This is a genomic window from Streptomyces griseorubiginosus, from assembly GCF_001514195.1.
Lineage (GTDB): Bacteria > Actinomycetota > Actinomycetes > Streptomycetales > Streptomycetaceae > Streptomyces > Streptomyces griseorubiginosus.
Map to the genome: position 1 here is coordinate 285897 of NZ_KQ948741.1, position 25375 is coordinate 311271.

19 protein-coding genes are annotated in these 25375 nt (G+C 71.0%); 10 read left to right on the plus strand and 9 right to left on the minus strand.

Going from position 1 to position 25375, the window contains the following annotated elements:
- The gene (locus tag AQJ54_RS31410) at positions 1-5832 is read right to left on the minus strand and encodes a DNRLRE domain-containing protein (RefSeq protein ID WP_159055574.1); all 5832 of its coding nucleotides are present in this window, start codon (positions 5830-5832) and stop codon (positions 1-3) included.
- Between the two features lie 590 nt (positions 5833-6422).
- Between AQJ54_RS31410 and AQJ54_RS31415 the strand changes: the two genes are divergently transcribed.
- Complete coding sequence (locus AQJ54_RS31415) at positions 6423-6773, plus strand: hypothetical protein (RefSeq protein WP_248845472.1); 351 nt, start codon at positions 6423-6425, stop codon at positions 6771-6773.
- A gap of 126 nt (positions 6774-6899) precedes the next feature.
- Here AQJ54_RS31415 and AQJ54_RS31420 read toward each other — a convergent pair whose 3' ends face one another.
- Positions 6900-7994, minus strand: coding sequence for a Gfo/Idh/MocA family protein (locus AQJ54_RS31420; RefSeq protein WP_062242873.1), 1095 nt, complete (start codon positions 7992-7994; stop codon positions 6900-6902).
- A 56-nt stretch (positions 7995-8050) separates the two neighbouring features.
- Complete coding sequence (locus AQJ54_RS31425) at positions 8051-9559, minus strand: MFS transporter (RefSeq protein WP_062242876.1); 1509 nt, start codon at positions 9557-9559, stop codon at positions 8051-8053.
- A gap of 695 nt (positions 9560-10254) precedes the next feature.
- Here AQJ54_RS31425 and AQJ54_RS31430 point away from each other — a divergent pair.
- The 4 genes from AQJ54_RS31430 (at position 10255) to AQJ54_RS31445 (ending at position 17120) form a co-directional block, all read left to right on the plus strand.
- Entirely contained in the window at positions 10255-10899 is a 645-nt protein-coding gene (locus AQJ54_RS31430) for a ScbR family autoregulator-binding transcription factor (protein ID WP_062242878.1), read from the plus strand.
- A gap of 922 nt (positions 10900-11821) precedes the next feature.
- Positions 11822-12169, plus strand: a complete 348-nt coding sequence (locus AQJ54_RS31435; protein WP_248845473.1) for a DUF3052 domain-containing protein — start codon at positions 11822-11824, stop codon at positions 12167-12169.
- A 140-nt stretch (positions 12170-12309) separates the two neighbouring features.
- A complete protein-coding gene (locus AQJ54_RS31440; protein WP_062242883.1) occupies positions 12310-13203 on the plus strand; it encodes a glycosyltransferase family 2 protein in 894 nt (297 codons plus the stop codon).
- Positions 13204-13688: 485 nt separating this feature from the next.
- Positions 13689-17120 (plus strand): AfsR/SARP family transcriptional regulator, encoded by a 3432-nt coding sequence (locus AQJ54_RS31445; protein WP_062243081.1) that lies wholly within the window; start codon positions 13689-13691, stop codon positions 17118-17120.
- A gap of 244 nt (positions 17121-17364) precedes the next feature.
- Here AQJ54_RS31445 and AQJ54_RS31450 read toward each other — a convergent pair whose 3' ends face one another.
- Both AQJ54_RS31450 and AQJ54_RS31455 read right to left on the minus strand, forming a co-directional pair.
- On the minus strand, positions 17365-19056 hold the full coding sequence (locus AQJ54_RS31450) for a bifunctional 3'-5' exonuclease/DNA polymerase (RefSeq protein WP_062242886.1): 1692 nt from the start codon (positions 19054-19056) through the stop codon (positions 17365-17367).
- A gap of 70 nt (positions 19057-19126) precedes the next feature.
- Complete coding sequence (locus AQJ54_RS31455) at positions 19127-19888, minus strand: Clp protease N-terminal domain-containing protein (RefSeq protein WP_062242889.1); 762 nt, start codon at positions 19886-19888, stop codon at positions 19127-19129.
- 76 nt (positions 19889-19964) lie between these two features.
- Here AQJ54_RS31455 and AQJ54_RS31460 point away from each other — a divergent pair, with 76 nt between their 5' ends.
- Positions 19965-21080 (plus strand): DUF2786 domain-containing protein, encoded by a 1116-nt coding sequence (locus tag AQJ54_RS31460; RefSeq protein WP_062242892.1) that lies wholly within the window; start codon positions 19965-19967, stop codon positions 21078-21080.
- 239 nt (positions 21081-21319) lie between these two features.
- Here the strand turns inward: AQJ54_RS31460 and AQJ54_RS31465 are convergent, their stop codons facing one another.
- The 4 genes from AQJ54_RS31465 to rpmB all read right to left on the minus strand — a co-directional run bounded on the left by AQJ54_RS31465 (position 21320) and on the right by rpmB (position 23060).
- Positions 21320-21853 carry a DUF4232 domain-containing protein gene (locus AQJ54_RS31465; protein ID WP_062242895.1) on the minus strand — a complete coding sequence of 178 codons (534 nt, stop codon included), beginning with the start codon at positions 21851-21853 and terminating at the stop codon, positions 21320-21322.
- Positions 21854-21947: 94 nt separating this feature from the next.
- Positions 21948-22454 (minus strand): hypothetical protein, encoded by a 507-nt coding sequence (locus tag AQJ54_RS31470; protein ID WP_062242898.1) that lies wholly within the window; start codon positions 22452-22454, stop codon positions 21948-21950.
- A gap of 64 nt (positions 22455-22518) precedes the next feature.
- The gene (gene rpsN / locus AQJ54_RS31475) at positions 22519-22824 is read right to left on the minus strand and encodes a 30S ribosomal protein S14 (protein ID WP_062033518.1); all 306 of its coding nucleotides are present in this window, start codon (positions 22822-22824) and stop codon (positions 22519-22521) included.
- The gene (gene rpmB, locus AQJ54_RS31480) at positions 22824-23060 is read right to left on the minus strand and encodes a 50S ribosomal protein L28 (RefSeq protein WP_028810193.1); all 237 of its coding nucleotides are present in this window, start codon (positions 23058-23060) and stop codon (positions 22824-22826) included. Before rpmB ends, rpsN begins: the two co-directional genes overlap by 1 nt.
- Positions 23061-23122: 62 nt before the next feature.
- Here rpmB and rpmG point away from each other — a divergent pair, with 62 nt between their 5' ends.
- From rpmG to rpsR, 4 genes are read left to right on the plus strand one after another with little or no spacing between them, the layout of a single operon-like run.
- Entirely contained in the window at positions 23123-23287 is a 165-nt protein-coding gene (rpmG, locus tag AQJ54_RS31485) for a 50S ribosomal protein L33 (protein WP_020141033.1), read from the plus strand.
- A 5-nt stretch (positions 23288-23292) separates the two neighbouring features.
- The gene (locus AQJ54_RS31490) at positions 23293-23541 is read left to right on the plus strand and encodes a type B 50S ribosomal protein L31 (protein ID WP_062033515.1); all 249 of its coding nucleotides are present in this window, start codon (positions 23293-23295) and stop codon (positions 23539-23541) included.
- Positions 23541-24818, plus strand: coding sequence for a GTP-binding protein (locus tag AQJ54_RS31495; RefSeq protein ID WP_062242902.1), 1278 nt, complete (start codon positions 23541-23543; stop codon positions 24816-24818). The genes AQJ54_RS31490 and AQJ54_RS31495 overlap by 1 nt, the downstream gene beginning before the upstream one ends.
- Before the next feature lie 6 nt (positions 24819-24824).
- Entirely contained in the window at positions 24825-25067 is a 243-nt protein-coding gene (rpsR, locus tag AQJ54_RS31500; protein WP_062033509.1) for a 30S ribosomal protein S18, read from the plus strand.
- The last annotated feature ends 308 nt before the right edge of the window (positions 25068-25375 follow it).

The window sequence follows — 25375 nt, forward strand, 5'->3', positions numbered from 1 at the left end:
TCACTGCGGGGTGGCGGTCGGGCGGAGGGCGTTCACCGGATCCGCGTCGTCCAGGGTGTACGTCGTGTAGGCGGCGCCGTCGATGTCAGGTTGCAAAAAGCGGCCGGTCGCCGGCTGGTAGAGCCTGCCGCGGACCAGGACGAGGCCGCTGGCCTGGCGGTCGGCGAGCAGGGTGTTGCCGAACCAGCCGTAGCGTGCGGACGCGTCCGTCGCTCCGTACTCCGTGTAGGAGTGGACAGTGGCGCTCCCGTCGCTCGTCGAGAGTTCCACGCCGACGTCGCCGTGAAGGTCGGTCAGCTGCAACACGACGTTCTTCGTCGCTCCGGTGGTGGCCAGCAGATTGCCCTCGGGATCGGTCACCCAGCGCACCACCGTGGTGCCGTCGGTGCTCCACGAGGGGAGCGATGTTCCCGCGCCGAAGTGCGTGGTCGTGACGGATGCCTGCGTCCACGTACCTGTGGTGTTGCTGGACACCGTGGCCACGGACGGGCGGGCCTCGGCGTCCACGGACCAGGTGACACGGTCGGTGCCCTTGGTGGACTGGTACGCGGTGCCGTTGGTGAAGTAGCCGACTGCAGTGCCGTCGTCCAGCTGTGTGGCCTCGCCGAGGGCGTCATAGGTGAATGCGCCGGCCCGTCCCATGGCGTCGTACAAGGCGGTGGCCGTGGACGACGTCGAGTCGGCTCCGTCCGCGCAGTTCGCCGTGCTGGTCCGCGACTGGGTGCGGTTTCCGGCGGCGTCGACGGTGTAGGCCCGCGTCGTGCAGGTGGTGCCTTCGTCGACGGCCGTTTGCGTGAGCCGTCCGGCCCGGTCGTAGCTGTAGTCGAGGACCGAGGTGGTGCCCGCTGTCCTGCTCTCGTGGGCGCGTTGGTCCTGGACCGTGTACGAGGCGTTGTCGGAGAGCTCCGCCGTACCGTCCGAGGCGGAGTAGGCGCGGGTCGTCGTGTTGCCGGCCTCGTCGTAGCTGACAGCGAGCGTGCTGCCGTCGGCGAGTGTGCCTGACTCCAGGCGGCCGTCCACTCCGTGCGTCAGCGTGAAGGTGCCCGCAATGGAGTCGGCGACGGTGACGACCGAGTCGCCCGCCGCCGTCGTGCCGTAGGCGTAGCTGGTGCTGGAGGGCACGCTGTCGCTGACCTTCGTCCTGCGGTCCAGGGCGTCATACGAGGTAGTCACGGTGTTGCCCGACCCGTCGTCATAACTGATGACTCGCCCGAGCTTGTCGTAGCCGTACGCCGCTGTCCTGCCGTTGGTGGTGATGGTGGCAACCAGGCCGTTCGAGGTGTTGTACGTGCGTGTGGTGTCGGGTGTGGTCGTTCCCGTCCCGGCGGAGACCGACGTCCTGGTCAGGCGGCCGTCGCCGTCGTAGGTGTAGGTCGTCACCCGGGCCGTCGCCGACGACGTCTCGGTCACCTTGACCTGGTTGCCCCAGCGGTCGTAGGTGACCGTCTTGACGACGGTCTCCCCAGCCGCGCCGCCGGATACGGATGCCGTGGTGACCTGGCAGGTCCACCCGGCCCACTCCGCATGTCCTGAGCAGTCCCCGCTGCCGCTGCCGCTCCAGTACGTCGTCGTCGACCTGACTCCCTGAGAGGCGCTCGGGCCGGGGACGGTGCTGGTCGCGGTGGAACCGGAGGAGGTGTAGGTGGCGGACGTGGTCAGCGCCAGACCGCTCGGGTCCGTGACCGTCTTCGTGGGCAGCCCACTGTTCCAGTCGTACTCCGTCGACACCGTCACCTTGTCGGCGTCGCCCGGGTATCCGTCGACGGAGGCGCCCGTGGTGGTGCTGGTGACCAGGCCCTGGGTGTCGGATCCGGCCGGGCGTCCTTCGTCGTAGGTGTACGTGGCGTGCTTGCGGGCGGGTATCTCGGTGCCGGCCGCGAGCTTCGCGTCGGACACCCCGCCGAAGAGGGCGTTCTGGAGGGTGATCCTGTGCAGCGGGCCGTATTCCTCCTTCATCTCGGTTCCGTCGTCGCTGTAGACGTAGCGCGTGGACAGCCGCTCGGCCCGATCGGCGGTCGAGTAGCCGGAAATACCGAGGCGTGCCAGTTCGGTGTCGGCGCCATCGGCGGTGCCGAGGGCCAGTTCGCGGTTGGCCGCACTGAGCTCGCGGACGACGTTGCCGTAGGCGTCGTAGTCCTTGCTGATCAGATGTCCGCCGTCGGTGGCGGTGTCGACCTCGTTGCCGGACGGATCCAGGTAAGAGATGGTGGACAGGCGGTAGTTCGACGAGTTCAGGTCCGAACCGAGGCTGGAGGCAGGCACGTTGTCCGCGGAGAACACGGCCGCGGCGTCCGTGGGCCGGTCGCCCTGTCCCCAGGACCCCACATCGCCGCTCGTCATCTGATGCGGTGCGTTGCTGCCGCTGAGCGGGACGTCGTACACGACGGTCGTCACGCTCGTGCCGGCGGTCGACGAGGCCGAACCCGCCGCGAGCGCGGGATGCGAGGCAGTGAGCAGCATGCCGGCCCCGGCGGTCGCGCTGTCACCCACGGAGCCGTAGGTGAAGGTCCACGCAAGCCGGCCCGGCCTTGTGTACGAGGTGACCCTGCTGTCGGAGTCGTAGCCGTAGGTGGTCTTCAGTGCGGACGGCACGCGCGGATCCCATGCCTGGGTCAGGCGTCCGGCCGTGTTGTAGGCATAGGCGGCCACCGCGGTGGAGGTTGCTGTCGAGGCGCCGGGGTCGGCGGCCCACAGGTTGATCCTCTTGACCCGACCGGTGTAGTCGCCGTCCGTGCTGGAGGTCGCCGTGGTCGAGTCGGCGTACACGTATTCCAGAGCACGGCAACCCGTGACGGTGCGGTCGGTGAAGCAGTCCTTCGCCGAGACCGTGCCGCTGCCGGTGATCGCGTACTTCGGGCGGGCCAGAACGGTGTCACCGGTGATCAGCGCCTGGGAGACGTCGATCTCGTCGGTGGAGGAGGTGTCGGCGACGGTGTCCAGCAGCCAGACGGTGGTCGAGCCGGACGGCTGCGTGTAGGTCGCGACGGTGCCGGTGGCATCGCTCAGGGTGAATGTGGTTCCCGTGACTGCGCCGGTCAGCGTCACGTCGGTGACATCGCCGGACGTCCAGCCACTCGTGCCCTTGGCGAAGTCGACGGTCTCACCGTCCATGTCGGTCAGCCTGATGCTGCCGGCGCTCAGCTCGTCGATTCGGGAGTACCGGGCGGCCTGTACGTCGGCTCCCTGACCGGCGACCCATCCGTTGCCGAAGACGGGGACGAGGGTGTCGGAGTCGACGTCGTCGCTCAGGACACGCGACGACGCCGTACGCTGCGCGGTCAGGCCCAGCAGGGACACATCGGTCTCGGAGAGGGTGTAGTTGCCGGTGAGCAGATTGACCTGCCCGGGCCCGACCTTCTTCTGCGGGGCGGCGCCCGCCGCCCGGTCGAGCGTCAGCCCGACACTCTGGGTGTTGCCCGGGGTCGTGCCGTCGGTGAAGGTGGCTCGTACGTCCAGGTCGGTGTCCACGCCCAGCGTCGAGGCGACGTTCCAGATCACGTCCGTGGCCTTGCCGGCGGTGACGGACACGGGCCATGTGACGGCGGTGCCGCTGCTCGCGGTCACCACGTCACCGGCCGGTACCTGAACCCAGTCGTCCACTCCGTCCGTGCGGTAGTACCAGGTCACCGAGGTGTAGCTGGTCCTGCCGCGGGCGCTCAGGGTGACGCGCCTTGCGGTACTGGTGCCCTCCTTGGGAGAGGTCACGGCGGCGCCGTCGGCCCCCACTCCGAACGTGTAAGCCGTGGTGGCCGCCGACAGGTTCCCACCGGAGTCGACCGTCTTGGCGTAGAGGGTGTGCCACCCGTTGTCGGGACTGATGCTGACCGTGAGCGCGTCACCGCCGTTGCCGTCCGCGGTGTCGTCGACCCTGCTCGTCGCGTTGGGATCGTCCAGACTCCAGTAGTAGCCCTGGCCGTCGGCGGACGAGGTGTCCAGCGTGCAGTCCACGGCCGACCCGGCCTTGGCGGTCCAGGTCTGTTCGTCGTAGGTCTCGCAGGAGACCGCCGGAGCGGTGGGCAGGCCGGTGTTGAGCGCGAAGGCGGTGTAGCCGGACCAGGACCCGTAGTCCGTGCCGTCGTAACCGCGGACCCTGAACCGCAGGTGCTTGGCCGCTGGAAACGCGGAGTCGGAGGGAACGGTGAGCTTCACCGTCGAGCCGGAGGAGACCGACGGCGAGGTGCCGGTGTAGGAGTACGTGGTGTCCGCGTACGCGGGATCGGCCGTGACCTCGAACTGTCCCTTGACCGAACTCCCGTCCGCATCCGTGACCTTGGCCGTCAGCGTGGGGGTCAGGGACGTGACGTAGCGCTTCCCGTTGTACGCGTTGACCACGGAGGGAGCGATGGCCGCCGAGGCGTTCACGGCGTAGGAGTTGTACGTGACCGTCAGGTGCGGTTCCACCGAGTTGTCGCCGGAGACGTAGTTCGCCGAGCGGAACCGGCGCCAGGTGGTGGAATCCGTCTCGTCGGCGCCCCGAACCTGGAGGCCGTAGTTGGCCGAGCCGTCCGCCCATGCCTGGACGATGCCGTCGATGTCGAAGTTCATCGTTCCGGCTGCACAGGACGAGGAGTAGCCGAGTGCCGCCTTGTTCGTCACCGCGTCGGTCGTGGTGGTGGACGGCTGGGTGGACCAGGTCACGTCCGACGAGGACCAGGTCGACGTGATGCGCCGCACCTGCGTGCCCGCACCGGAGGTGGAACACGTCGACGAGTAGTACGAGTACAGCGCCAGATTGGTGTCCAGGATGTGCTTGCCGCTGAACTTCGACACGTCGAATTTCAGGTAGGAGCGGGCCTTGTCCGTGCCGCCGTCATACGTGCCTGACTTCAACTCGGCCGAGGAGACCTGGCTGTCGGGGTAGTCGGGGGTCTGGACCCAGGTGTCGGTCGTCACCGCGAGGGTCGAGGTGGGGTCGACGGTCACCGGATAGGTGGCGGTGGCCAGGAAGCCCTTGTCCGGGCTGAGTACGAGGGTCTGCGAACCGTCGGACGCGGTTTCGATCCTCGTGTCCACTCGTTCGCTGTGCTCGGGCTCGCCGGAGGAATCGTTGTGCGACGAGTCCCACATCATGGGGGCGGGGGCCTCGGCAACCAGCTTTCCGTCGCCGTCCTTCAGCAGCAGGTGGCCGGAGTCGGCCTGAGAGAGCTTCAGGCCCCGCAGATCCAGCGGGATCCGGTAGGACACCGCCGCATCGGGCTGCTGAGTGAGGGCGATGTTCTCCGAGAAGCCCTGTGCCAGCGCGGTGACCTTCAGCGTCTGGCCGTCGCCCAGGTCGTAGGAGGCCGTGTCCTCCTTCACCTTCGGGTTCGGGAGCTTCTCCTGCCAGCCCAGGCCGAAGGATTCCTTGCCCTTGGTCACGGAGGCGAGCTGTCGGTCACCACCGTCGGACACAGCGATGTCTGCCGCGGCGGCCTCGGGCTGGAGATCGTCGCCGGTGTCGGACAGGGAGGTGTCGATGTCCTGCCACCTTCCGTCCTGCTTCACTCGGACGGGGCCGGCGTACGTGTCGGTTCGCAGCGTCCCGTCCGGCAACGCCCAGGTGGTCGCGGTACTGGTCCGCTCCGAAAGCACCTCGATCCTGCGGTTCTGCAACCGGGCCATGAGCAGCGCCGATGCCTCGTCCTGCGCCTCGGCAGCGCCGAGGGACGTGGCCGACGAGCCGGCGGCGGGCGAGTCATCGGCGACTGCGGTGGTCCCCGTGCCGGCTGTGGCCAGCAGTGCTGCCTCGGCGATGAGCACGAACGCGAGCGAGCCGGAGATCCGACGCACCCGCCCCCGCAGAGGTGATCTCTCGCGTACCCCCGGCGGCGCGCCCGTTCTTCGAATGCTCATTACCTCTCCTTCACATGATCTCCGCGTAGAGATCAGAAGGAGAGATGTATCTGGCCAGGTCGCGATGGGTGCATCCGGTATCGAGCGGATGGACTTGGAGCCGGTCAGGGATGGGCGGTATGCGTGATTTCTTGCGATGTCGGGAGCGGGTGAGCGAGCCCTCAACTGCCGTTAAATACCAAGCAGAGGTAAGGCGAGGGTCAATGGAAATATTTACCAAGCGCATGAGTATGTAAAGACCGAGGCCGCAAGTGGGCATGCGCGTATAGGACTTCAGTGATTCGGCGGTCCGGGTGGCGCGGTCGAGTTGGGTGAGACGCTGAGTTCTTTCTGGGCTCTTTGCTCCTTTTATTTGCTTCTGGCAGTTGGCTTGAATGCGTCATTGGCTCAGGAGGTGCGCAGCTCGGGTGAGAGCTCTGGTGAGCAACGGCCGCCCTCATGTCCTTCTGACGGCGGCTCTTCTTCTCTCGGTCGCTCTTCTGGGTGCGTGCGCCGCTCTCGGTCGGGGTGACGGCTGCCGGGGCGCGGCCTCTGAACTGCGGCGACTGGCCGAGCAGCCGGTGCTCGGCGTTGCGCCCGCTCGTGCCTCGGTGCCCGCCAACTACCGCGGGGTGGGCGTGACCACGGGATGCGACGACGACAGCGGCGGAGCGCCCTGGCTGCACGCGGACCGCCTGTACGCGTTTCCGGGCAGGCCCGAGGACGTCATCAGCTACTACGCCGGGGCAGCCGCCTCGGCCGGCTGGGAGCTCGAGGAGGACTCCTCCGCCACCTTGGACGGCGTCTGCTGGACCAGGATCGAGCAGGGTCGGCATCTGGTGCTCGACGTCGAGCTTCGGCCTGGGGGCTTCTCGCCCGAGCCCGTGGTGGGGACGGGCATCGCCTACACGGTGTCGGTCGGTAGCGAGCGGGACGGTGGGGCGGAAGGGTGTGGGGGCTGATCCGGGGGTGGCGCGGGCGGCGGGGAGACAGGGGCCTGCGTATCGCGGGTCACTGTGTCGGCTTCCGCGACGTGCCGTGCCGTGCCGTGCCCGGCCGGCTCGTCCACGTCTTGAATCGCGCTGTGTTCAGGCCAGGTGGATCCGACCGCCAGTTTTCGCCGAGGACTTGATCGCGTCCAGCAGGCGGTGCGTGCGGGCCGCTGTCGAGAAGTCCGGGGCGAAGTCGCCGCCCGTGCGGATCGCCTGGCCTAGGTCCTTGTACACCTGGGCCACGTTGCTGACCGGGGACGGCGTTCCCAGCAAGGGGCCGTAGGCGTCCGGCACGGGCAGCTGCTCCGCGGGCGTGCCGTTCGCCGTCTCGTGGGTCAGGGTGAACTGCGGGCCCACCAGCGAGTCGTCGGACGACACCAGGACCAGGCGGCCCGCGCGGCCGTGCACCTCGATGCGGAAGCCGTCGCCCCGCGGGCCGCCCGTCATGAAGTGGGCCGAGGCCGCCGCGCCCGATTCCAGGAGGCCGCCGAGCACGATCTGGTCGGGCGAGGTCACCTCGATCCGCCGCCCGGTCTCCTCCATCGTGACGCGGTCGATCCGCGTCGTGAGGGTCGCCGAGACCTCCGTGAAGTCCCCGACGGCGTACTGGAACATGTCCAGCGAGTGCCCGCCGACCACGGCGACATGGTTGACGCCCTTCGTCTCGTCGAACAGGGCTGCGTACCGCTGCGACCACACCTCGGGCGTGGAGAGGGAGAACAGCAGGGACGCCGACAGCACCTCGCCGATCAGGCCCTGGCCGAGCAGGTCCCGCAGGAGTCGTACGGCCGGGTGGTGGCGGCTCTGGAGACCCACCGCGTGCCGTACGCCCGCCGTCCGCGCCGCCGACTCGAAGCGCTCGGCGGTCGCCGCGTCCAGGGCCAGCGGCCACTCGCTGTACACATGCTTGCCCGCGGCGATCGCCGACTCCACCAGGCCGTCCCGGGAGGGGAGTTGCACCACGACGGTGACCAGGTCCACGTCCGGGTCGGCCATCAGCGCCGCCGCGTCGTCGTACGCGCTTCCCGCGCCCCAGACCTCGGCCGCCGCCCGCGCAGACTCCGGGCTGCGGGCGGCCACCGCCGTGACCTCGAAGTCGTCCAGTGCCTTCAGCGCCGGCAGATGGATGTGCCGGCCCCACCCCCGCTCGGCGTGTGCGCCGACGACTCCCACTCGGATCCTGTCCGCCACGTGATCGCCTTTCCTGTAGGTGAGTTGCTCCGGCGGATTGCCGGATTGCCGGACTGTCAGACGTGGCCAACCGTCGGGGCCGCGTGGGGCGTCACGTCCGTGACCTGTGCATCGGCCTCCGTCGCCGTCGGTTCGGCCTGCTCCGCCTTCGGCTGCTTGGCATCCCGCAGCGCGAAGAACGTCACCAGCCAGGCCACGAACACGAACCCGGCCGCCCACACGAAGGCCAGGCTGTAGCCGTCGCGCAGGGCCTGGACCTCCGGACGGCCCTCACCCCGCAGCGAGTTGCTGTGCGCGGTGGCGACCGTCGCGAGCACCGCCAGGCCCACCGCGGCGCCGGCCTGCTGCGCCGTGTTGTTGAGACCGGAGGCCAGGCCCGCGTCCTCCGGCTTCGCACCCGACATGGCGCGCATGATGACCGCCGGCACCGTCAGACCCATGCCGAAGCCCTGGACGGCCAGCGTCGGCGCCACGTCCACCCAGTAGGTGCCGTCGACCGGGGCCAGGCTGAGCCACAGCAGACCGACGCCGAGGAACAGCAGCCCGGTCAGCAGCACCGGGCGGGTGCCGTGGCGGGCGACCAGCTTGGCGGTGAAGAACAGCGACATCGTGCCGATGACGAGGGGCGCCGGCAGGAACGCCAGACCGGTCTGCATCGAGTCGAAGCCCAACACCCGCTGGAGATAGAGGGCGTTGAGGAACTGGAAGCCGAAACCGGCGGAGAACACCAGCACCACCGCGATGTTGGCGCCGACGATCTCCTTGCTGCGGAAGATCCGCAGCGCCAGCAGCGGACGCTTCGCCGTGGCCTGCCGCCACACGAACGCCCCGAGGAGGGCCACCGAGATCGCTCCGTACAGCGACAGCTCACCTGCGCTGAACTTGTCCTCGGACACCTGCGAGATGGTGAACACGCCCAGCGACAGACCGGCTGTCACCAGGACCGCGCCGACCGCGTCCGCGCCCGCCTTCAGGCCCAGGCCGGGCTGCTCACCGAGCAGCTTCAGGGCGGACACCAGGGTGAGCGCGCCGATCGGCAGATTGATCAGGAACACCCAGTGCCAGCCGAACGTGTCGGTGATGACACCGCCCGCGATCAGACCCAGGGCGCCGCCGCCCGCGGACACGAAGCTGTAGATGCCCATGGCCTTGGCCTGCTCGTTCGGCTCCGGGAACAGGCCGACGATCATGCCGAGCACCACCGCGGACGCCAGCGCGGCGCCGACGCCCTGGAAGAAGCGGCCGGCGATCAGCATCTCGGGGCTGTTCGCCACCCCGCACACCAGCGAGGCGACGGTGAAGGTGACCAGACCGCTCAGGAACACCTTCTTCGTACCGATCAGGTCACCGAGCCGGCCGGACAGCAGGAGCAGGCCGGCGAAGGCGATGAGGTAGGAGTTCACCACCCAGGACAGGCCGCTCTGGGAGAAGCCGAGCCCGTTCTGGATGGTCGGAAGAGCGACCGTGACGATCGTCCCGTCAAGGATGATCATCAACTGCATCGCGCAGAGGATGGTGAGCGCCAGGCCACGTGGGGTGCGTGGCGGTGCTGTGGGGCGGGTCATTACTCACTTCCTTCGTCGGCACGTGGGCATGTGGGCACGTGGGCAAGCGGGAACGTGGGCATGCCGGAACCTGGGCATGTCGGCATGGCGGAAATCGGGTCTTGTGCTGCGGGGTTGAGCAGCCGAGTGAGGCTGATCAGAGGGCGGCGCAGACGCCAGGGCTCTGCACGACCGTGCCGGGCGTCGGCCGGCGACTCGGTGAACACGCTGTGCCGATTGGGCAGGCCTTTATTGGCGTACAGAAGTAGAAATCCCGCGATGGCCTCTTTGTTGAACCCTCTGGGGCTCGCGGGTTGCTGCGGAAAAGGTTTCTAACGGGCCGAGCAGATCGGATCGCATGCGGCTTACCCCCCAGTCGACGTCGAAGCGGGGAGCCGCTCCCACGAGGTACCTCCACAGTAAAAAACCAATCGACCTGTTTGTCAAACAGTTCGGCCTTGGTCGTCGGAGGGTTCGGTCGGGGGAGTGAAAGTGCAGGTCAGAGTGCATTTACTCGTACGCTCGCATCTCGGTGCCCCCTTGGGCTCGGTCTGATCTACTCGCGGAATGAACCATTCCGCCACTGCCGACCCCTCACCGGAGAAGTGAATCCCCGCGGCATGTGCAGCCCGGAGCGCCGGGAAAAGTACCAGTTAGTTGGTTTTTTGTGAGGGGAGAGGCAGACTGGAGCGGGAGTCGGTGAAGGGGTTGGATGCATGGCCAGGCAGGAACGCGCGGAGGTCACTCGGGCGGCCATTCTCGACGGGGCGGCGCGAGCCTTCGACGCCGAGGGATATCACGGGACTTCTCTCGGCGACATCGTGAAGGAAGCGGGCGTGACGAAGGGAGCGCTCTACTTCCACTTCTCGTCCAAGGAAGAGTTGGCGCAGGCCCTGATCGACGAGCAGTTCTCGGTCCCCGGCCCCGCGGCGACCGCGGAGCGGGCGGGAGTGCAGGCCGTCATCGACATCCTGCACATGATGGCTCGTCAGCTGGTGCAGGACGTACGGGTGCGGGCCGGTATCCGGCTGGTGATCGACCAGAGCTCCAAGACGGGGATCGTCAGTGAGCCGTACACCCGGTGGATCGAGCTGTTCGAGGGTCACCTGGCTCGGGGGCAGGAGCGAGGGGACGTCAAGCCGGACGTCGATCCGGCCCGGGTGGCGCGGCTGATCGTGGGTTCCTGGACCGGACTTCAGCTGAGTTCCCAAGTGCTGTCCGGGCGGCAGGACTTGAGTGCCGAGACGACGTTGATGTGGGAGATGCTGCTGCCCAGCATCGTGCCGCCGCGGAGGCTGGGGCGGTTTCGGCCGGAGGGAAGTGCCGAGGGCGCGGCGACGGCGCTCGTTGCGGCGGGGTGACGTAAGCAGGCGACGGACGCCGAGTGCGTCGTACGCGATCGCGCCAAGCTCTCCGGTCAGCCGGTCAGCCGGTCAGCCGGTCAGCCGGTCAGCTGACCAGTCGGCCAGTCGGCCAGTCGGCCAGTCGGTCGTCCATGTCCGCGACATACGGCGGACCCCCGGGTGCCTGCGCCTTACGCGTTACCGCCAATAACCGGCTCCCCGATTTGGTGGTCCGCTGCCCTGTGGCCCCGTTCCGGCGTGGCTAGCGTCGGTGCATGAGGCGACGCAAGCGCATCGGAACGAGCCGCGGCACGTCCTTACGACGCGTGCGGGACAGAGCGATTCAGCGGCGGGAGGAAGTCAGGTCCGGGGCCTGGCGCCGGCGGTTCGGTCGACGCGCGGAGCAGGCCCGGCCCTGGCTCCAGTTCATGGCGGACCTGGTCACGCTTCTTGCACGGTTGGTGCGGTAGGGAGTGGCGCGCGGCCGGTGCCGGTTCCGGTGCTCATGCGGTAGGGGCGGGGCGGGGCGGCAGCGGTGCCCCTGTGACTCCCGTGTCCGGAGAGACATCTGGCCCGGAGACCGTCAGGCTGGAGGGCGAGGGCCGGAGCGGTGCGGACGGGCCGGCGCGTGGAGGTGAGGTGCCACATGGCGGGATCGGGGCCGAGGTCGGGGTCCGGTGGAGCGCGGGCCGGGGGAGCGGGGTCTGGTGGTGCGCGGGCCGGGGGAGCGGGGTCTGGTGGTGCGCGGTCCGGTGGAGCGGGGTCCGGAGCGGCCGGGTCTGCTGCAGCGGGAGGTTACTCCGCTACGCCCCTCGCCAAGAAGCTCGGCATCAAGGCGGGGCACCGGGTCCGGCTCGACGGCGCGCCCGACGGGTGGGACATTCCCGGGCTGCCCGACGACTGCGACCTCGCCGCCGGTGGACCTCGCGGAGCGGATGTCGTGGTCGCCTTCCACCGCGAGTACGCGAGGCTCGCGGGCGAGGCGGCCGGCCTGGTCGAGGACCTGGCGGATCACGCCGCGCTGTGGATCGCCTGGCCACGAAGAGCGGCCGGCCACGTCAGCGACATCACCGAGAACGGCTTGCGGGAGGTCTTCCTGCCCCTCGGCGTCGTGGACGTGAAGGTCGCGGCGCTCGGGGAGGACTGGTCGGGCCTGAAGTTCGTACGCCGGAAGGAGAACCGGAAGGAGAACCGGAAGGAGAACCGGACGGAGAACCGGAAGGAGAACCGGAAGGAGAACCGGACGGACAACCAGACGCAGAACCAGAAAGAGAAGTGGCGGAGCTGAGGAAGGGATGAGGAGCGGATGAGGAGTGGATGAGGTGGGGGCGACGCGCATCCCATCCTCTCCCCAACCTCGAGAAGTCCTTACCGTGAACGGCTAGCATCGCCGCGGTTGATGGCCGTCGCATTGAGGGGACGTGGGACATGGACGCGCCGAGGGTCGCCGTCGCCGTGGTGACGATGGGCAACCGGCCCGACGAGGTCGACGCCCTGCTGCGTTCCGTGGCCAAGCAGGACCTCGCCCCCGTCCGGATCGTGATCGTGGGCAACGGCTGCCGGCTGCCCGAGTTCGCCGAGCGGCTCTCCCTGCCCGGCGAGGTCACCACCCTCGACGTGGAGGAGAACCTCGGCTGCCCCGGAGGGCGCAACGTGGCGCTCGCCCGCCTGCGGGACTTCGGCGACGTCGACGTTGTCGTGGAGCTCGACGACGACGGCCTCCTGGTGGACGCCGATGTGCTGCGCCGCGTACAGGAGTTGTTCGCGGCCGACGACCGCCTCGGCATCGTCGGCTTCCGCATCGCCGACGAGCACGGCGAGACCCAGCAGCGGCACGTGCCCCGCGTCGGCGCCTCCGACCCGCTGCGCGGCGGATACGTCACCGGCTTCCTCGGCGGCGGCCACGGCTTCCGCATGGCCATGCTCGCCGAGACCGGCGACTGGCCCGCCGAGTTCTTCTTCGCGCACGAGGAGACCGACCTGGCCTGGCGGGCCGCCGACCGCGGCTGGCGCATCCTGTACGCGCCCGAGCTCCTGCTCCAGCACCCCAAGACCTCACCGGCCCGGCACGCCATCTACTACCGGGTCAATGCCCGCAACCGTGTCTGGCTGGTCCGCCGTCGGCTGCCCCTGCCGCTCATCCCGGTCCACCTCGCCGTCTGGACGGCACTCACCCTGCTGCGGACGAGGTCGTCGAGCGGACTGCGCGCCTGGCTCGGCGGGTTCGTCGAGGGCGTACGGCAACCCGCGGGCGAACGGCGTCCGATGCGCTGGCGAACGGTCTGGCAGCTGACCCGCCTGGGCCGCCCGCCCATCATCTGAGGCACCCATTATCTGAGACCCCCGACCGTCATTCGAGACGGCCCGAGACGGCCCGAGACGGCCCGAGACGGCCCGAGACGGCCCGAGACGGCCCGAGACGGTCCGACACGATCTGAGACGTAGGCGACTTCGGCCCGGAAACAGGACGAGGACCCCGGTCGTTCACCTCCGCCGACCGGGGCCCTCTCGCGTCCCACGGATCCGGCCACGACGGCGACACTCCCCCGAGCTGCGCGTCCTACGCGCGCACCCTCGGGCCAGATCCGATGAAGTGATCACATCAGGTTGCGCCAACAAATCGCTAACATTGGCCAACGCATCTACGTTTCAGCGTCTCGCCGCCTGGCGTGAAGTCGACGGCACCGGTGGGGAACCGATGGTGTGGAAGCGCGGGGTGGGAGCGGATTCCGGCACTGGACGGTGTCGGCTGGCTGGCGGGAAACCGTCGTGACGAGGGCGGAATTCCGCCAGAAGTGGGCGGTGTGATGGGGCGCGGATCGCAGTCAGGGCTGCGGTTCGCACTGCTCGGGCCGCCGATCCTGTACGACGGTCACGACGCCCACGACGGTCACGGCGGCCACGGCGGCGCCGGTGTGCGGGTGGTCGGCAGCCGCAAGCAGCGGATCCTGCTGGCCGCGCTGCTCCTCGAGGCCGGCCGGGTCGTCTCCACCAAGTCCCTCAAGGAGGCGCTGTGGGGGAGCACCCCGCCCGCCTCCGCCAAGGCGTCCCTGCACAACCACGTCTCCCGACTGCGTCGGCTGCTCGACGACCCCGAGCGGCTCCAGGCGGTGGCCCCCGGCTACCTGCTGCGCGTGGCCCCCGGCGAACTCGACGTCCAGGTCTTCGAGAGCCACGCAGCCCGGGCCCGCGGTGCCCACGCCCACGGCGACTGGACCGAGACCCTCCACGCCTGCGCGGCGGCCCTCGCGCTGTGGCGGGGCGCACCGCTCAGCGGAGTCCCCTCGGAAGTCGCCGGTTACGCCCTGGTGCAGCGCCTGGAGGAGGCCCGGCTCCTCCTCCTGGAGTGGCGTTACGACGCCGAGCTCGCCCTCGCGCCCACCCGGCCCGACGCCCTCGTACCGGAACTCTCCGCGCTCGCCGCCGAACATCCGCTCCGCGAGTCCTACCACCGCCAGTTGATGCTCGCCCTCCACCGCACCGGCCGCCAGGCCGAGGCCCTCGCCGTCCACCGCGACCTGCGCAGCCGCCTCATCGAGGAACTCGGCGTGGAGCCGGGCCCCGCCGTCCGCGCGGCCCACGTGGAGGTACTGCGCGGGGGAGCGGCGCCGCGAAGCACCGAGCCGAACGACCTCACCGCCCCACCGCCCGACAGCACCGACCGGACCCACAGCACCGACCGGGCCCACAGCACCGACCATGCGCACCACGGCACCAGCCGGGCTGACAGCCCCGACCAGGCCCACAGCACCCCCCTGACCGACGCCACCCCCAACACGCATGCCGCGACCGCATCACACGACACGAGCGCATCGCACGACACGCACGCATCACACGACACGAACCCGCCCGCCGCCCCCACCCCCGCGGGACCGGACGCCGACGCCGTCGCTCCAGAACCCCAGCAACCCCGGCAACCCCAACGCGCCCACCCGACCACCCCCAACGATCTCCCGCCGAACGCTACGCGCGGAGACACACCGCCCACCCCCCTGACCCCGTCCCGCCCCGCCCAACTCCCCCCACCCCCAGGCCACTTCACCGGCCGTCTCGCCACCCGCCGTGACCTGCACCGCGTCCTCACCTCCGGGACCGGGCCCTCGCTGGGTGTCATCAGCGGCATGGCCGGCGTCGGCAAGAGCGCGCTCGCACTGCACGTGGCCCACGGTCTTCGGGACCGCTTCCCCGACGGGCAGCTCTACGTCAATCTCCAGGGCGCGGCGCCGGGCATGACCCCCCTCACCCCGGCCCAGGCCCTCACCGCCCTGCTCCGCGACCTCGGTGCCGACCCGCGCAGCATCCCCGAACACCCGGACGCGGCGGCCGCGTTGCTGCGGTCGTTGCTCGCACCGACCCGCACGCTCATGGTCCTGGACGACGCGGCGAGCGCCGCGCAGGTACGCCCCCTGCTCCCGGCCGGCCACGGCTGCGCGGTCCTCGTCACCAGCCGTTCGCCCCTGACCGCCCTCGACGACGCCCACCGCTTCCCCCTCACCCCCCTCTCGGCCGAGGAGAGCGCCGAGCTGCTGCGCGCGGTGTCGGGCAGGGACGGCCGCGAAACGGCCACCGGTCACCACGACACGGACACCGACGGGGCCCCCTCACCCCCCACCCCCGTCGACGCCCCCATCCCCATCGACGCCACTCACCCCCTCATAGAACTCACCGGCCGCCTCCCCCTGGCCCTCCGCGTCGTCGCCGCCCGTCTCGCCGCCCGGCACGCCCTCACCCCCGACGTCCTAGCCGACCAACTCGCCGCCACCGAGGACCGGTTGCGGCACCTGGAGTACGACGACCTCTCCGTCCGCCGCTCCCTCGCCGTCGCCCACGACGCCCTCGCCGCCTCCGGACGGCGGTCGGACCGCGACGCCGCTCTCGCGCTGTGCCGCATCGGCGCCCTCGACCTGCCCACCTACGGCGTCCCCCTGGTCGCCCGGCTCCTCGGCACCGACGGCACCGACGAGTCCCGCGCCGAGGACGCGCTCGACCGCCTCGTCGACGTGGCCCTCCTGGAGGAGACGGCGTACGGCCGCTACGCCCCGCACGGCCTGGTCCGCGACTTCGCGAGGGAACTCGCGGGCACCGGACACGCCCCCGACATCGCCCGCACCACCCTGCGCTGGTACGCGGCCGTCGCCGAGCGCGTCCTGACGGCCCTCGTCGAACCGGGGCTCGACCTCGACGACCGTCGCCACCCGACCGCCGCGCAGCCGCCCGAGCACGCGGCGCACGTGCTGGCCATCGCCCCGTTCCCGTCGTCCGAGAAGGCCTTCGCCTGGGCCGAGTCGGAACTGGAGAACATCGTCGCCCTGGTCGAACGGCACCAGGACACCCCCGACGAACGCGCCGCCGGCCATGTCTCCGCCCTGCTGCGCCTGCTCTCCCCCTTCCTCCAGCGCAGCGGCCGGGTCGCCGAGACGGAGTTCCTCGGCCGGGCCGCGCTCAAGGTGGCTCGGCGGCTCGGGGACGAGGCGGCCGAGGCGTGCGCCCTGGGCGATCTGGCCGGCCTGCACTTCCTCACCGGGCGGCACGGCGACGCCCTGGACCTCAACGACCGGGCCCTCGCGATCTGGCGGCGGCTCGGCGCGGACTCCTGGATCCGCCGCTGCCTCAACAACCGGGGCCTGCTCCTCGAAAGCCTCGGCCGGTACGCCGAGTCGGGCAAGACGCTGCGTCGGAGCCTCGCCTACTCACGGCGGTTGAACGACCCCTTCGGCGAGGCCGTGACCCACAGCAACCTCGGCAACCTCTACGAGCACACCGACCCGCGCGCCGCCATCGAGCAGCACCGCCGCTCGCTCGCCATCGGCGAGGAGACCGGCAGCGTGGTCGTACGACACTCGGCGCACTGCAACATCGGCTACGCCCATCTCACCCTCGGTGAACCGACCGCCGCCCTGGCCCACTTCGAGGAGAGCCTGCGCATCCTCGGCAGCCCCGGCGACTGGCACGGCGAGTCGCAGAGCCGCCTCGGCCTGGTCCGCGCCCTGCGCCTGATCGGTCACGGGGAACGCGCCGCCGCCGAGTGCGCGGAACTGCTGCGCCGCGCCGACGCCCGCGCCGACCGCTACACCGGTGCCCTCGCCCGCCACCAGTACGGACTCCTGCTGCGGGAGCGGGGGAGCGTCGAGGAGGCGCACGCGCAGTGGCGGGCCGCTCTAGGCGCGCTGGACGGCACGGACGAGAAGACGGTGCTCAAGGAACTCATCGCCCTCCTCGACGACTCGGGCTTACGCTGACGCCCCGGCGACCCGCCGGTGACCGGGCTGACGCGGGCGACCCCGGCTGACGGGCGACCCCGGCTGACACGGGCGACTCCTGATCACGCCGGCGACTCCGGCTGACGCCCGCGCCCCCGGCTAACGCCCGCGCCCCCGGCTCACGTGGGCCGCTCCGACTCCCCCCGCTCACTTCGCGTCCGCCCGCTCCCTTCGCGTCCGCCCCCTCACTTCACGTCCACCCGCTCCCTTCACGTCCACCCCCTCACTTCGCGTCCGCATAGCACTCCACCACAGCCGTCGTGAACGGGAACCGCACCGGCGTTTCGCCGAACGTCAGCCGCCCGGCCAGCAGTGACGCCTCCCGGATCGCCGCGACGACCGCCTCGGCCTCCTCCTCGGGACAGTGCACGATCACCTCGTCGTGCTGGAAGAAGACCAGTTCGGCCGCCATCTCCGCACAGGACCGCCGCAGCGCGGCGAGCAGCAGCAGGGCCCAGTCCGCGGCGCTGCCCTGCACCACGAAGTTCCGCGCGAACCGGCCCCGGGCGCGGGTGTTGCCGGACGCGTACCCGGGCACCCAGCCGTCCTCGGCGGAAGCGGGCGCTCCCGCCGGGTCGTCCTGGGGGATGCCCGCCTCCTCCGCGTCACCCGACCCGGCCGCCGGCGGGCAGGTCCGGCCCAGCCAGGTCCGCACCAGCCGGCCCTCCTCGCCCGCGCGGGCCGCGTCGTCGACGTAGGCCACCGCCTTGGGGAAGCGGCGTCTGAGCGCGGCGAGGTTCTTCAGGCCGTCCCCGGAGGTCTGGCCGTAGACCGCGCCGAGCACGGCGAGTTTGGCCTGGGCGCGGTCGCCGGAGAAGGCCCGGTCGGAGACGGACTGGTACAGGTCGCTCTCCCGGCCCGCCACCTCCATCAGCCCGGGGTCACGCGAGATGGCCGCCAGCACCCGCGGCTCCATCTGGTCTGCGTCGGCGACGACCAGCCGCCAGCCGGGGTCGGCGACCACGGCCCGCCGGATCACCTTGGGGATCTGGAGGGCGCCTCCGCCGTTGGTGACCCAGCGCCCGGTGACGGTCCCGCCGGCCAGGAACTCGGGCCGGAAGCGCCCGTTCCGCACCCAGTCCTGGAGCCAGGACCAGCCGTGCGCGACCCAGATGCGGTACAGCTTCTTGTACTCCACCAGCGGCTTCACGGCCGGATGGTCCAGGGACTCGATCTCCCAGCGGCGGGTGGACTTGATCCTGATGCCCGCCTGGGCGAACGCCTTGATGACGTCGGCGGGCAGGTCGGGCCGCACCCGGCGCCCGAAGGCCGCGGACACCTCGTCGGCGAGTTCGGCGAGGCGCCGGGGTTCGCCGCCGCCCGCGTACCGGTCGCCGAGCAGTTCGTGCAGCACCCGGCGATGCGTCTCGGCGCTCCACGGCAGCCCCGCGCGGTTCATCTCCGCGGCCACCAGCATCCCCGCCGACTCGGCGGCGGTCAGCAGCCGCATGCGGTCGGGGTGCGCGGTGGCGTCATGGCGCCGCTGCTGGTCGGCGTGGACCTCGGCCAGGTCGGTGAGCGGCAGCCGGGCGCCCTGCGGTTCGAACAGGGGGGACTGCGCGCCCGGTTCGGCGGAGCGCTGGGGCGGGTCGGGAGGTACCGGGCCGCCGCGCAGCCGGGCCAGGGCGGCGGCGGCCGAGCGGGGTTCTCCGGACCGCCCGGCGTGGCCGAGCAGGAGGGTCTCGGCGTCCTCGATGTCGTAGCACCGCTCCACCCGCACCCCCGCGGCGAGCAGGCGCGGGTAGATCTCGGGGGTGGACCGCCACACCCAGCGCGCCACCTCCGGCCGCCGCCGTACGGCCTCGGCCGCGTCCGCCTCCCGCAGGACCGGCCCGGCGAGCAGCCCGTCCGGGCCGAGGGGGGCGAGCTCCACGCCACCGTCCTCGGCCGGGGCGAGAACCCAGCGGTCGGTCATGGTTGCGAGTGTGACACCAGGGTCTGACAACGGACCTTCCGGACATCCGCCGCCCCCGCGGTGGCCGGCCTCAGCGCTGCTCGTCCTGCTCGCGCTGCCCGTCCTGCTCGCGCTGGAGCTTGAGATACCCCTCGAGTTCCTTCGCGATGGCACCCTCCACCGGCTCCTTCTCGACGCCGAGCCCGGACAGGACGCCGGTGCCGTGCTCGAACTCCAGGAGGGCCAGCAGGATGTGCTCGGTGCCGATGTAGTTGTGGCCGAGGCGCAGCGCCTCGCGGAAGGTGAGTTCCAGGACCTTCTTGGCGTCGGAGCCGTACGGAACGAGTTCCGGGACCTCGTCGGCGGCGGGCGGCAGCGCGTCGGTCGCGGCCTGCCGTACGGCGTCCAGGGTGATCCCCTGTGCGACGAGCGCCTTGGCCGCGAGGCCCTCCGGCTCGGCGAGCAGGCCGAGGACGAGGTGCTCGGGGCGGCCCTCGGGGTTGCGGGCGGCGATGGCCGCGTTGTGCGCCGACATCACCACGTTGCGGGCCCGCGGGGTGTAACGGCTGAAGCCCTGGTCGGCGCTCAGGTCGGCGGACTCCTTCGGCACGAACCGCTTCTGCGCGGCCTGCCGGGTGACCCCCATGCTCCGGCCGATGTCCGTCCAGGAGGCACCGGAACGCCGGGCCTGGTCCACGAAGTGGCCGATCAGATGGTCGGCCACCTCCCCGAGGTGATCCGCGGCGATCACCGCGTCCTGAAGCTGGTCGAGGGGCTCGACGTGGACCTTCTTGATCGCCGAGATCAGGTCGTCGAGACGTACGGATGACGTGACGGCGGGGTTCGATGTCATGCTGTCAACCTTAGGTTGACAGTGGGGGAGTGTCAACCGCAGGTTGCCTCTCCTTGCGGAGTGAGACGATCGCCCTGTGACCGTCGACCGTGCCTTCAGGACCGCCCTCTACTCCGACGACGACACCGCCCTGGACACCGGTGCCTCCCTCCTCGCCGCCGACCCCGCGGCGGACGCCGAACTGGCCCGGCGGGGAGTCGAGTTCGTGGCGCAGGCCTGGCGGCGCGGCTGGCAGCCCGCCGACGTCGTACGCCTGGTGCGGCGGGAGCTGGACGACACGCACGTACGGCTCGTCACGGCCCTGATCCGCGCGCAGGCCCCCGAGGACCGCCCGCGCGGTCACCGCTGGGCCGCCCAGCTCGCCGAGCTCCAGGAGCCGGACCCGAACGCCCCCCGCCCCGACCGCTTCCCGCACGCCACCGCCGTACTGGAGCTGTACCGCCTGCTGCTGCGGCTGCCCGCTCTGGAGCCCCTGGAGGAGCCCCGGCAGGGGCACAAGGGCGACGCCCGCATGCTCGGCCGTATCCGCGCGCTGCTCGCCAAGGCGGAGGCGACCGGCTATCCCGAGGAGGCGGAGGCGCTCACCGCCAAGGCGCAGGAGCTGATGGCCCGGCACAGTGTCGACGAGGCGCTGCTGGACGCGCGGGCGCCCGCCAAGGACACGCCCGGCGCCTGCCGGATCGGGGTCGAGCCGCCGTACGAGCAGGCCAAGGCAGTGCTGCTGGACGCGGTGGCGACCGCCAACCACTGCCGGGCCGTGTGGAACGAAGCGCTCGCCTTCTCCACGGTCGTGGGCTTCGAGGCCGACCTGGAGGCGGTGGAGCTCCTCCACACCTCACTGCTCGTGCAGGCGCAGTCCGCGATGGCCAAGGCGGAGGCGGCCCAGCGGGCGGGCGGCCGCAAGCGCACCAAGACGTTCCGGCAGTCCTTCCTCGCGGCCTACGCCCATCGCGTCGGCGACCGGCTGCGGGCCGCCGCCGAGACCCCGGTGACCGAGGATCTGCTGCCGGTGCTGGCCTCCCGCGAGGTCGCCGTCACCGACCGCGTGGACCGCCTGTTCCCCGAGACCACCACGACCCGCCTGCGCGGCGTCACCGACGAGGCGGGCTGGACCGAGGGCGCCCAGGCAGCCGACCGCGCCCGGGTCGACCACCACCCCCGGCTCGACCACCGCCCCGGAACCGGCAACTGACCCCCCCGCGCTGAAACCTGGACCCCGCTCGCGCTGAAGCTGGGCCCCGCTCGCGCTGAGGCCCGGCCCCGCCTGTGCTGAGGCCCAGCCCCGCCTGCGCTGAAGCTCGGACCCGCTCGCGTTGAAACCCGGCCCCGCCCGCGCTGAAGCCCGGACACCCGCCCCGGCTCCGTGAGCCCCCCGACTCCGTGAGCCCCCGCTCCGTCAGCCCCCCCCGCCTCCGTGCGCCCCCGCCTCCGTCAGTCCCCCGCCTGCCCGAACGCGCTGACCGACGCGTTCAGGGCGTCCGCCTTGCCGCCCTTGCCCTGGACGGGGCCGTACGACCACTTGTAGCTGTGCGGCGTCCCCTCACCCGGCAGGGTGATGTCCAGCGTCCGGGCGTCCAGGCTGTCCGCGGCGCCCGCCTTGCCGCGCACGTACGTGATCGTGAAGGTCGCGGTGTCCCCCTTGGCCAGGGTCAGCTTCTGGGGCTGCGCGGCCGTGTCCTTGGCGAGGCTGATCGTGCTGCCCGACCCCTTGAGGCCGACGGCCGGGAAGCCCTCCAGCGTGCACGGCGCGCTCTGGTTGGTCAGCGTGACGGGGATGTTGCCGGTGTCGCCGGCGGCGGGAGCCACGTTCGCGGGGCCGACCTCCAGGTCCACCGGGCCGACCGCACAGGCCGAGCCGCCCTTCGGGCTCGCGGTGGCCTTGTCGTCGGAGTCGTCACCGCCGCCGCAGGCGGTCAGCAGCAGGGCCGCGGCGAGAGCGGTGACGGCGAGTGGGGCGGCGCGCATGTGAAGTCCTCTGATGTGAGCGGTCCGGTGCATGGATCATCACGCATCACGGAGCACTCCGCTCGCCCGCCCCCACCGACGAACACAGGTTCGGCTACGACCCGAGACCCGCCGTCGGGAAATCGCTCGGCAGCTTTCCGCCCTCGGCTTTCATGAAGCTCTCGGTGCCGAGGGAGCCCTGCCACCTCACCTTGAGCGAGGTCTTGCCGACCGACTCCACCGTGCCCTCGGCGCGCTCCTTGCTGCCGTCCGGGCACTTGAGGCGGATCGTCTCGGTGCTCGCCGTGCCGCTGCACACCGATCCACCCGTAGTGAAGAGCGCCGCCTTGTCGCCGTTGACCACCAGGACCACGGCCTTGCCGTCGCCGGTGGTGAGCCAGCTGCCCGCGACCTTGCCGGACGCGGAGGACGACGTACCGCCGGAGCCGCCGGTGCTCCCGGAGGCGGACGCCGAGGGCGGGGCGGACGCGCTGGGCGAGGACCCGTCGTCCGAGCCCCCGCCCCCGCTGCACGCCGTCAGGACGAGGACGCCCGTCAGCCCCGCCGCCGCGAGCCCCGCCCGTCGGCGCGACACGGGGCGCGAGAAGTTCGCCGTAGTCACTGGAGGCTCCCAAGCTGTAGCGGCTGCATGGATCGCAGCAAGCTACCAGCCTCACCTGAAAGAGTTACCAGGACGACTTGCGGACCCCCGGCAGATGCCCCGCGTGCGCCTGCTCCCGCAGTCCGACCCGGGACAGTCCGAAGGTCCGGAAGTAACCGCGCGGGCGGCCGTCCACCTGATCGCGGTTCCGCACGCGCGTGGCGCTCGCGTCCCGCGGCTGGCGCCGCAACTCCTGCTGCGCGGCGAGCCGTTCGGCGTCGCTGGAGGACGGCCTGCGGATGATCTCCTTCAGCTCGGCCCGCCGCTCGGCGTACCGCGCGACGATCTCCTGGCGCTTCTCGTTCTTCGCGATCTTGCTCTTCTTCGCCATCAGACCTTCACTCCCCGGGCTCGGATGCGGGCGACGGCCGCCTCGACGCCGATCGTGTCGACGGTCCTGATCCCCTTCACGCTCAGCCGCAGCCGCACGTACCGGCCCTCGCTGGGCAGCCAGTACCGCTTGGACTGGATGTTGGGGTCGAAGCGGCGCGAGGTGCGCCGGTGGGAGAACGAGATGTGGTTGCCGAAACCGGGCCGGGCGCCGGTCAGCATGCAGTGAGCGGACAAGGGTGACGCACCTCTCTCGGGGTTGTTTCGCTAATGGTATTCATTTTCAGTAAGGTACCAGCATGGCACGCAACGAACTCCGCCCGGTCATCAGGCTGCGGTCCACCGCCGGGACCGGCTTCACCTATGTGACCCGCAAGAACCGCCGCAACGACCCGGACCGCATGACCCTGCGGAAGTACGACCCGGTCGCCGGCCGCCACGTCGACTTCCGAGAGGAGCGCTGACCCTCGTGCGCCAGGGAATCCACCCCGCCTACGGCCCCGTCGTCTTCCGTGACCGGGCCGCGAACCACGCCTTCCTGACCCGCTCGACCATGACGAGCGAGAAGACGATCGAGTGGGAGGACGGCCACACCTACCCGGTCGTGGACGTCGAGATCTCGAACGTCAGCCACCCCTTCTACACCGGCACCGCGCGCGTGCTGGACACCGCAGGGCGCGTGGAGCGCTTCGAGCGCCGGTACGGAAAGCAGGGCTGATGCTCTCCGTCGTGATCGTCGGCGGGCTGCACGCCGACGCCCGCAAGGCCACCGTGGAACGGCTCCTCGCCGACGTGCCGGGCAGTGTCGTCCTCCACCACGACCTGGCGACGGCCGCGGACGGCACGGTCGTACGGACGATCCGCGACGCCGGCGGCATCCTCTCCGCCGGCGAGACGCCCCTGGTCAACGACTGTGCCTGCTGCGCGCTGCGGGAGGACCTGGTCCCGGAGCTGCGCCGCCTCGACGCGGCAGGGACGCTCCGCCTCGCCGTCGTCGAACTGTGGGACTCCGTCGAGCCCAAGGCGATGGCCGAGGTGGTCGCGGCCGGCGGCCTCACCGTCACCGGCGTGATCACCGCGGTCGACCCGGCGCTCGTGCTGCCGTACCTCGGCAACGGCGACGACCTCGCCGACCGCGGCCTCGCCGCCGCGGCCACCGACCAGCGCACGGTCGCCGACACCTTCGCCCGCCAGCTGGAGTACGCCCCCGTCCTCGCCGTCCTCGACTCCCCGGAGGCCGACGAGGAGGACCGGGAACTCCTCGCCCAACTCCACCCGACAGCCCACCAGGTCGCGATCGGCACCGGCCGTCCCACGACCACCGACCACTCGACACGGCTCACGGATCCTTCGGTCCCAGACCACGCGACGCGGCTGACGGATTCCACCCCCACCGACCACCCCGTACGACCCACCGACGCCTCCGGCACCCTCTACCCCGTACGGCCCTCCCCGCGTTCGGCGCTCGCCCGGGCCGCCCTCGCCGGCTTCGACGTGGAGTCCGCCGCCGCGGCCCAGCACCCCGCGTGTGCCCGGCTGCCCGCCGAGGCCGATGCGCACGGGGTGTCCACGCTGGTGTGGCACCGGTGCCGGCCCTTCCACCCCGAGCGGCTCTACGAGGCACTGGAGGACATCACCTGCGCGGCCGCCCGCAGCCGGGGCCGGTTCTGGCTCGCCGACAAGCCGGACGTGCTGCTGCACTGGGACGCGGCCGGCGGCGCCCTGTGCGTGGAGAGCGTCGGCCCCTGGCTCGCCTCCTTGCCGGACGCGGCCTGGGACATGGTCCCGCCGGTGCGCCGGGCGGCCGCCGCCCTCGACTGGCACCCCGAGCACGGCGACTGCTGCCAGCACCTCGTCTTCACCTCGCCCGGACTCGACCGCGACGGACTCGAACGGCTCCTGGAGTCCTGCCTGTTGACCGACGCCGAGTACGCCGCGGGCCGCGACGCCTGGAAACGGCTCCCGCCCGCCTTCGACACCCTCCTGGAGGTCTGAACCCCCATGCCGCCCCGCAAGCTCGACCGCAAGCCCGCCAAGAACCGCCCCAACCCGCTGGACGTGGCCGGTATCACCTACATCGACTACAAGGACACCGACCTGCTGCGGAAGTTCATCTCCGACCGCGGCAAGATCCGCAGCCGCCGGGTCACCCGGGTGACCGCCCAGCAGCAGCGGCTGCTCGCCCGCGCGATCAAGAACGCCCGGGAGATGGCGCTGCTGCCGTACGGTGCCGGCCCCCGCTGACCCCGTCACCCTCCTGCGTCCCGCCCGCCCGTCTGCCGGCGCAGTGGCAGATGCAAGCCGACAGGTCCGTGACCCGGAACGTGGAACACCGGTGGGCCCGAATGCGTCTCATCCTGTGCACGAGGCATGCGAGCAGGGTCCCGGGGCACACGCGGGAACATATCGAGGGCCCCACACGTCACATCTGTAACCGCAGGAACACCCCTCGTGCACGTGCATCTGCTCATGCATCTGCACGTGAACAGAGCTATGATCCGGACCAGTTGACCGCTGCATCACTGGCCACATGGCCACCGCACCACCGGGGA

Coding starts and splice junctions, on each gene's coding strand:
- AQJ54_RS31410 (WP_159055574.1), bottom strand. CDS start 5,832: ATGAGCATTCGAAGAACGGGCGCGCCGCCGGGGGTACGCGAGAGATCA.
- AQJ54_RS31425 (WP_062242876.1), bottom strand. CDS start 9,559: ATGACCCGCCCCACAGCACCGCCACGCACCCCACGTGGCCTGGCGCTC.
- AQJ54_RS31430 (WP_062242878.1), top strand. CDS start 10,255: ATGGCCAGGCAGGAACGCGCGGAGGTCACTCGGGCGGCCATTCTCGAC.
- AQJ54_RS31440 (WP_062242883.1), top strand. CDS start 12,310: ATGGACGCGCCGAGGGTCGCCGTCGCCGTGGTGACGATGGGCAACCGG.
- AQJ54_RS31445 (WP_062243081.1), top strand. CDS start 13,689: ATGGGGCGCGGATCGCAGTCAGGGCTGCGGTTCGCACTGCTCGGGCCG.
- AQJ54_RS31450 (WP_062242886.1), bottom strand. CDS start 19,056: ATGACCGACCGCTGGGTTCTCGCCCCGGCCGAGGACGGTGGCGTGGAG.
- AQJ54_RS31455 (WP_062242889.1), bottom strand. CDS start 19,888: ATGACATCGAACCCCGCCGTCACGTCATCCGTACGTCTCGACGACCTG.
- AQJ54_RS31465 (WP_062242895.1), bottom strand. CDS start 21,853: ATGCGCGCCGCCCCACTCGCCGTCACCGCTCTCGCCGCGGCCCTGCTG.
- rpsN (WP_062033518.1), bottom strand. CDS start 22,824: ATGGCGAAGAAGAGCAAGATCGCGAAGAACGAGAAGCGCCAGGAGATC.
- rpmG (WP_020141033.1), top strand. CDS start 23,123: ATGGCACGCAACGAACTCCGCCCGGTCATCAGGCTGCGGTCCACCGCC.
- AQJ54_RS31495 (WP_062242902.1), top strand. CDS start 23,541: ATGCTCTCCGTCGTGATCGTCGGCGGGCTGCACGCCGACGCCCGCAAG.
- rpsR (WP_062033509.1), top strand. CDS start 24,825: ATGCCGCCCCGCAAGCTCGACCGCAAGCCCGCCAAGAACCGCCCCAAC.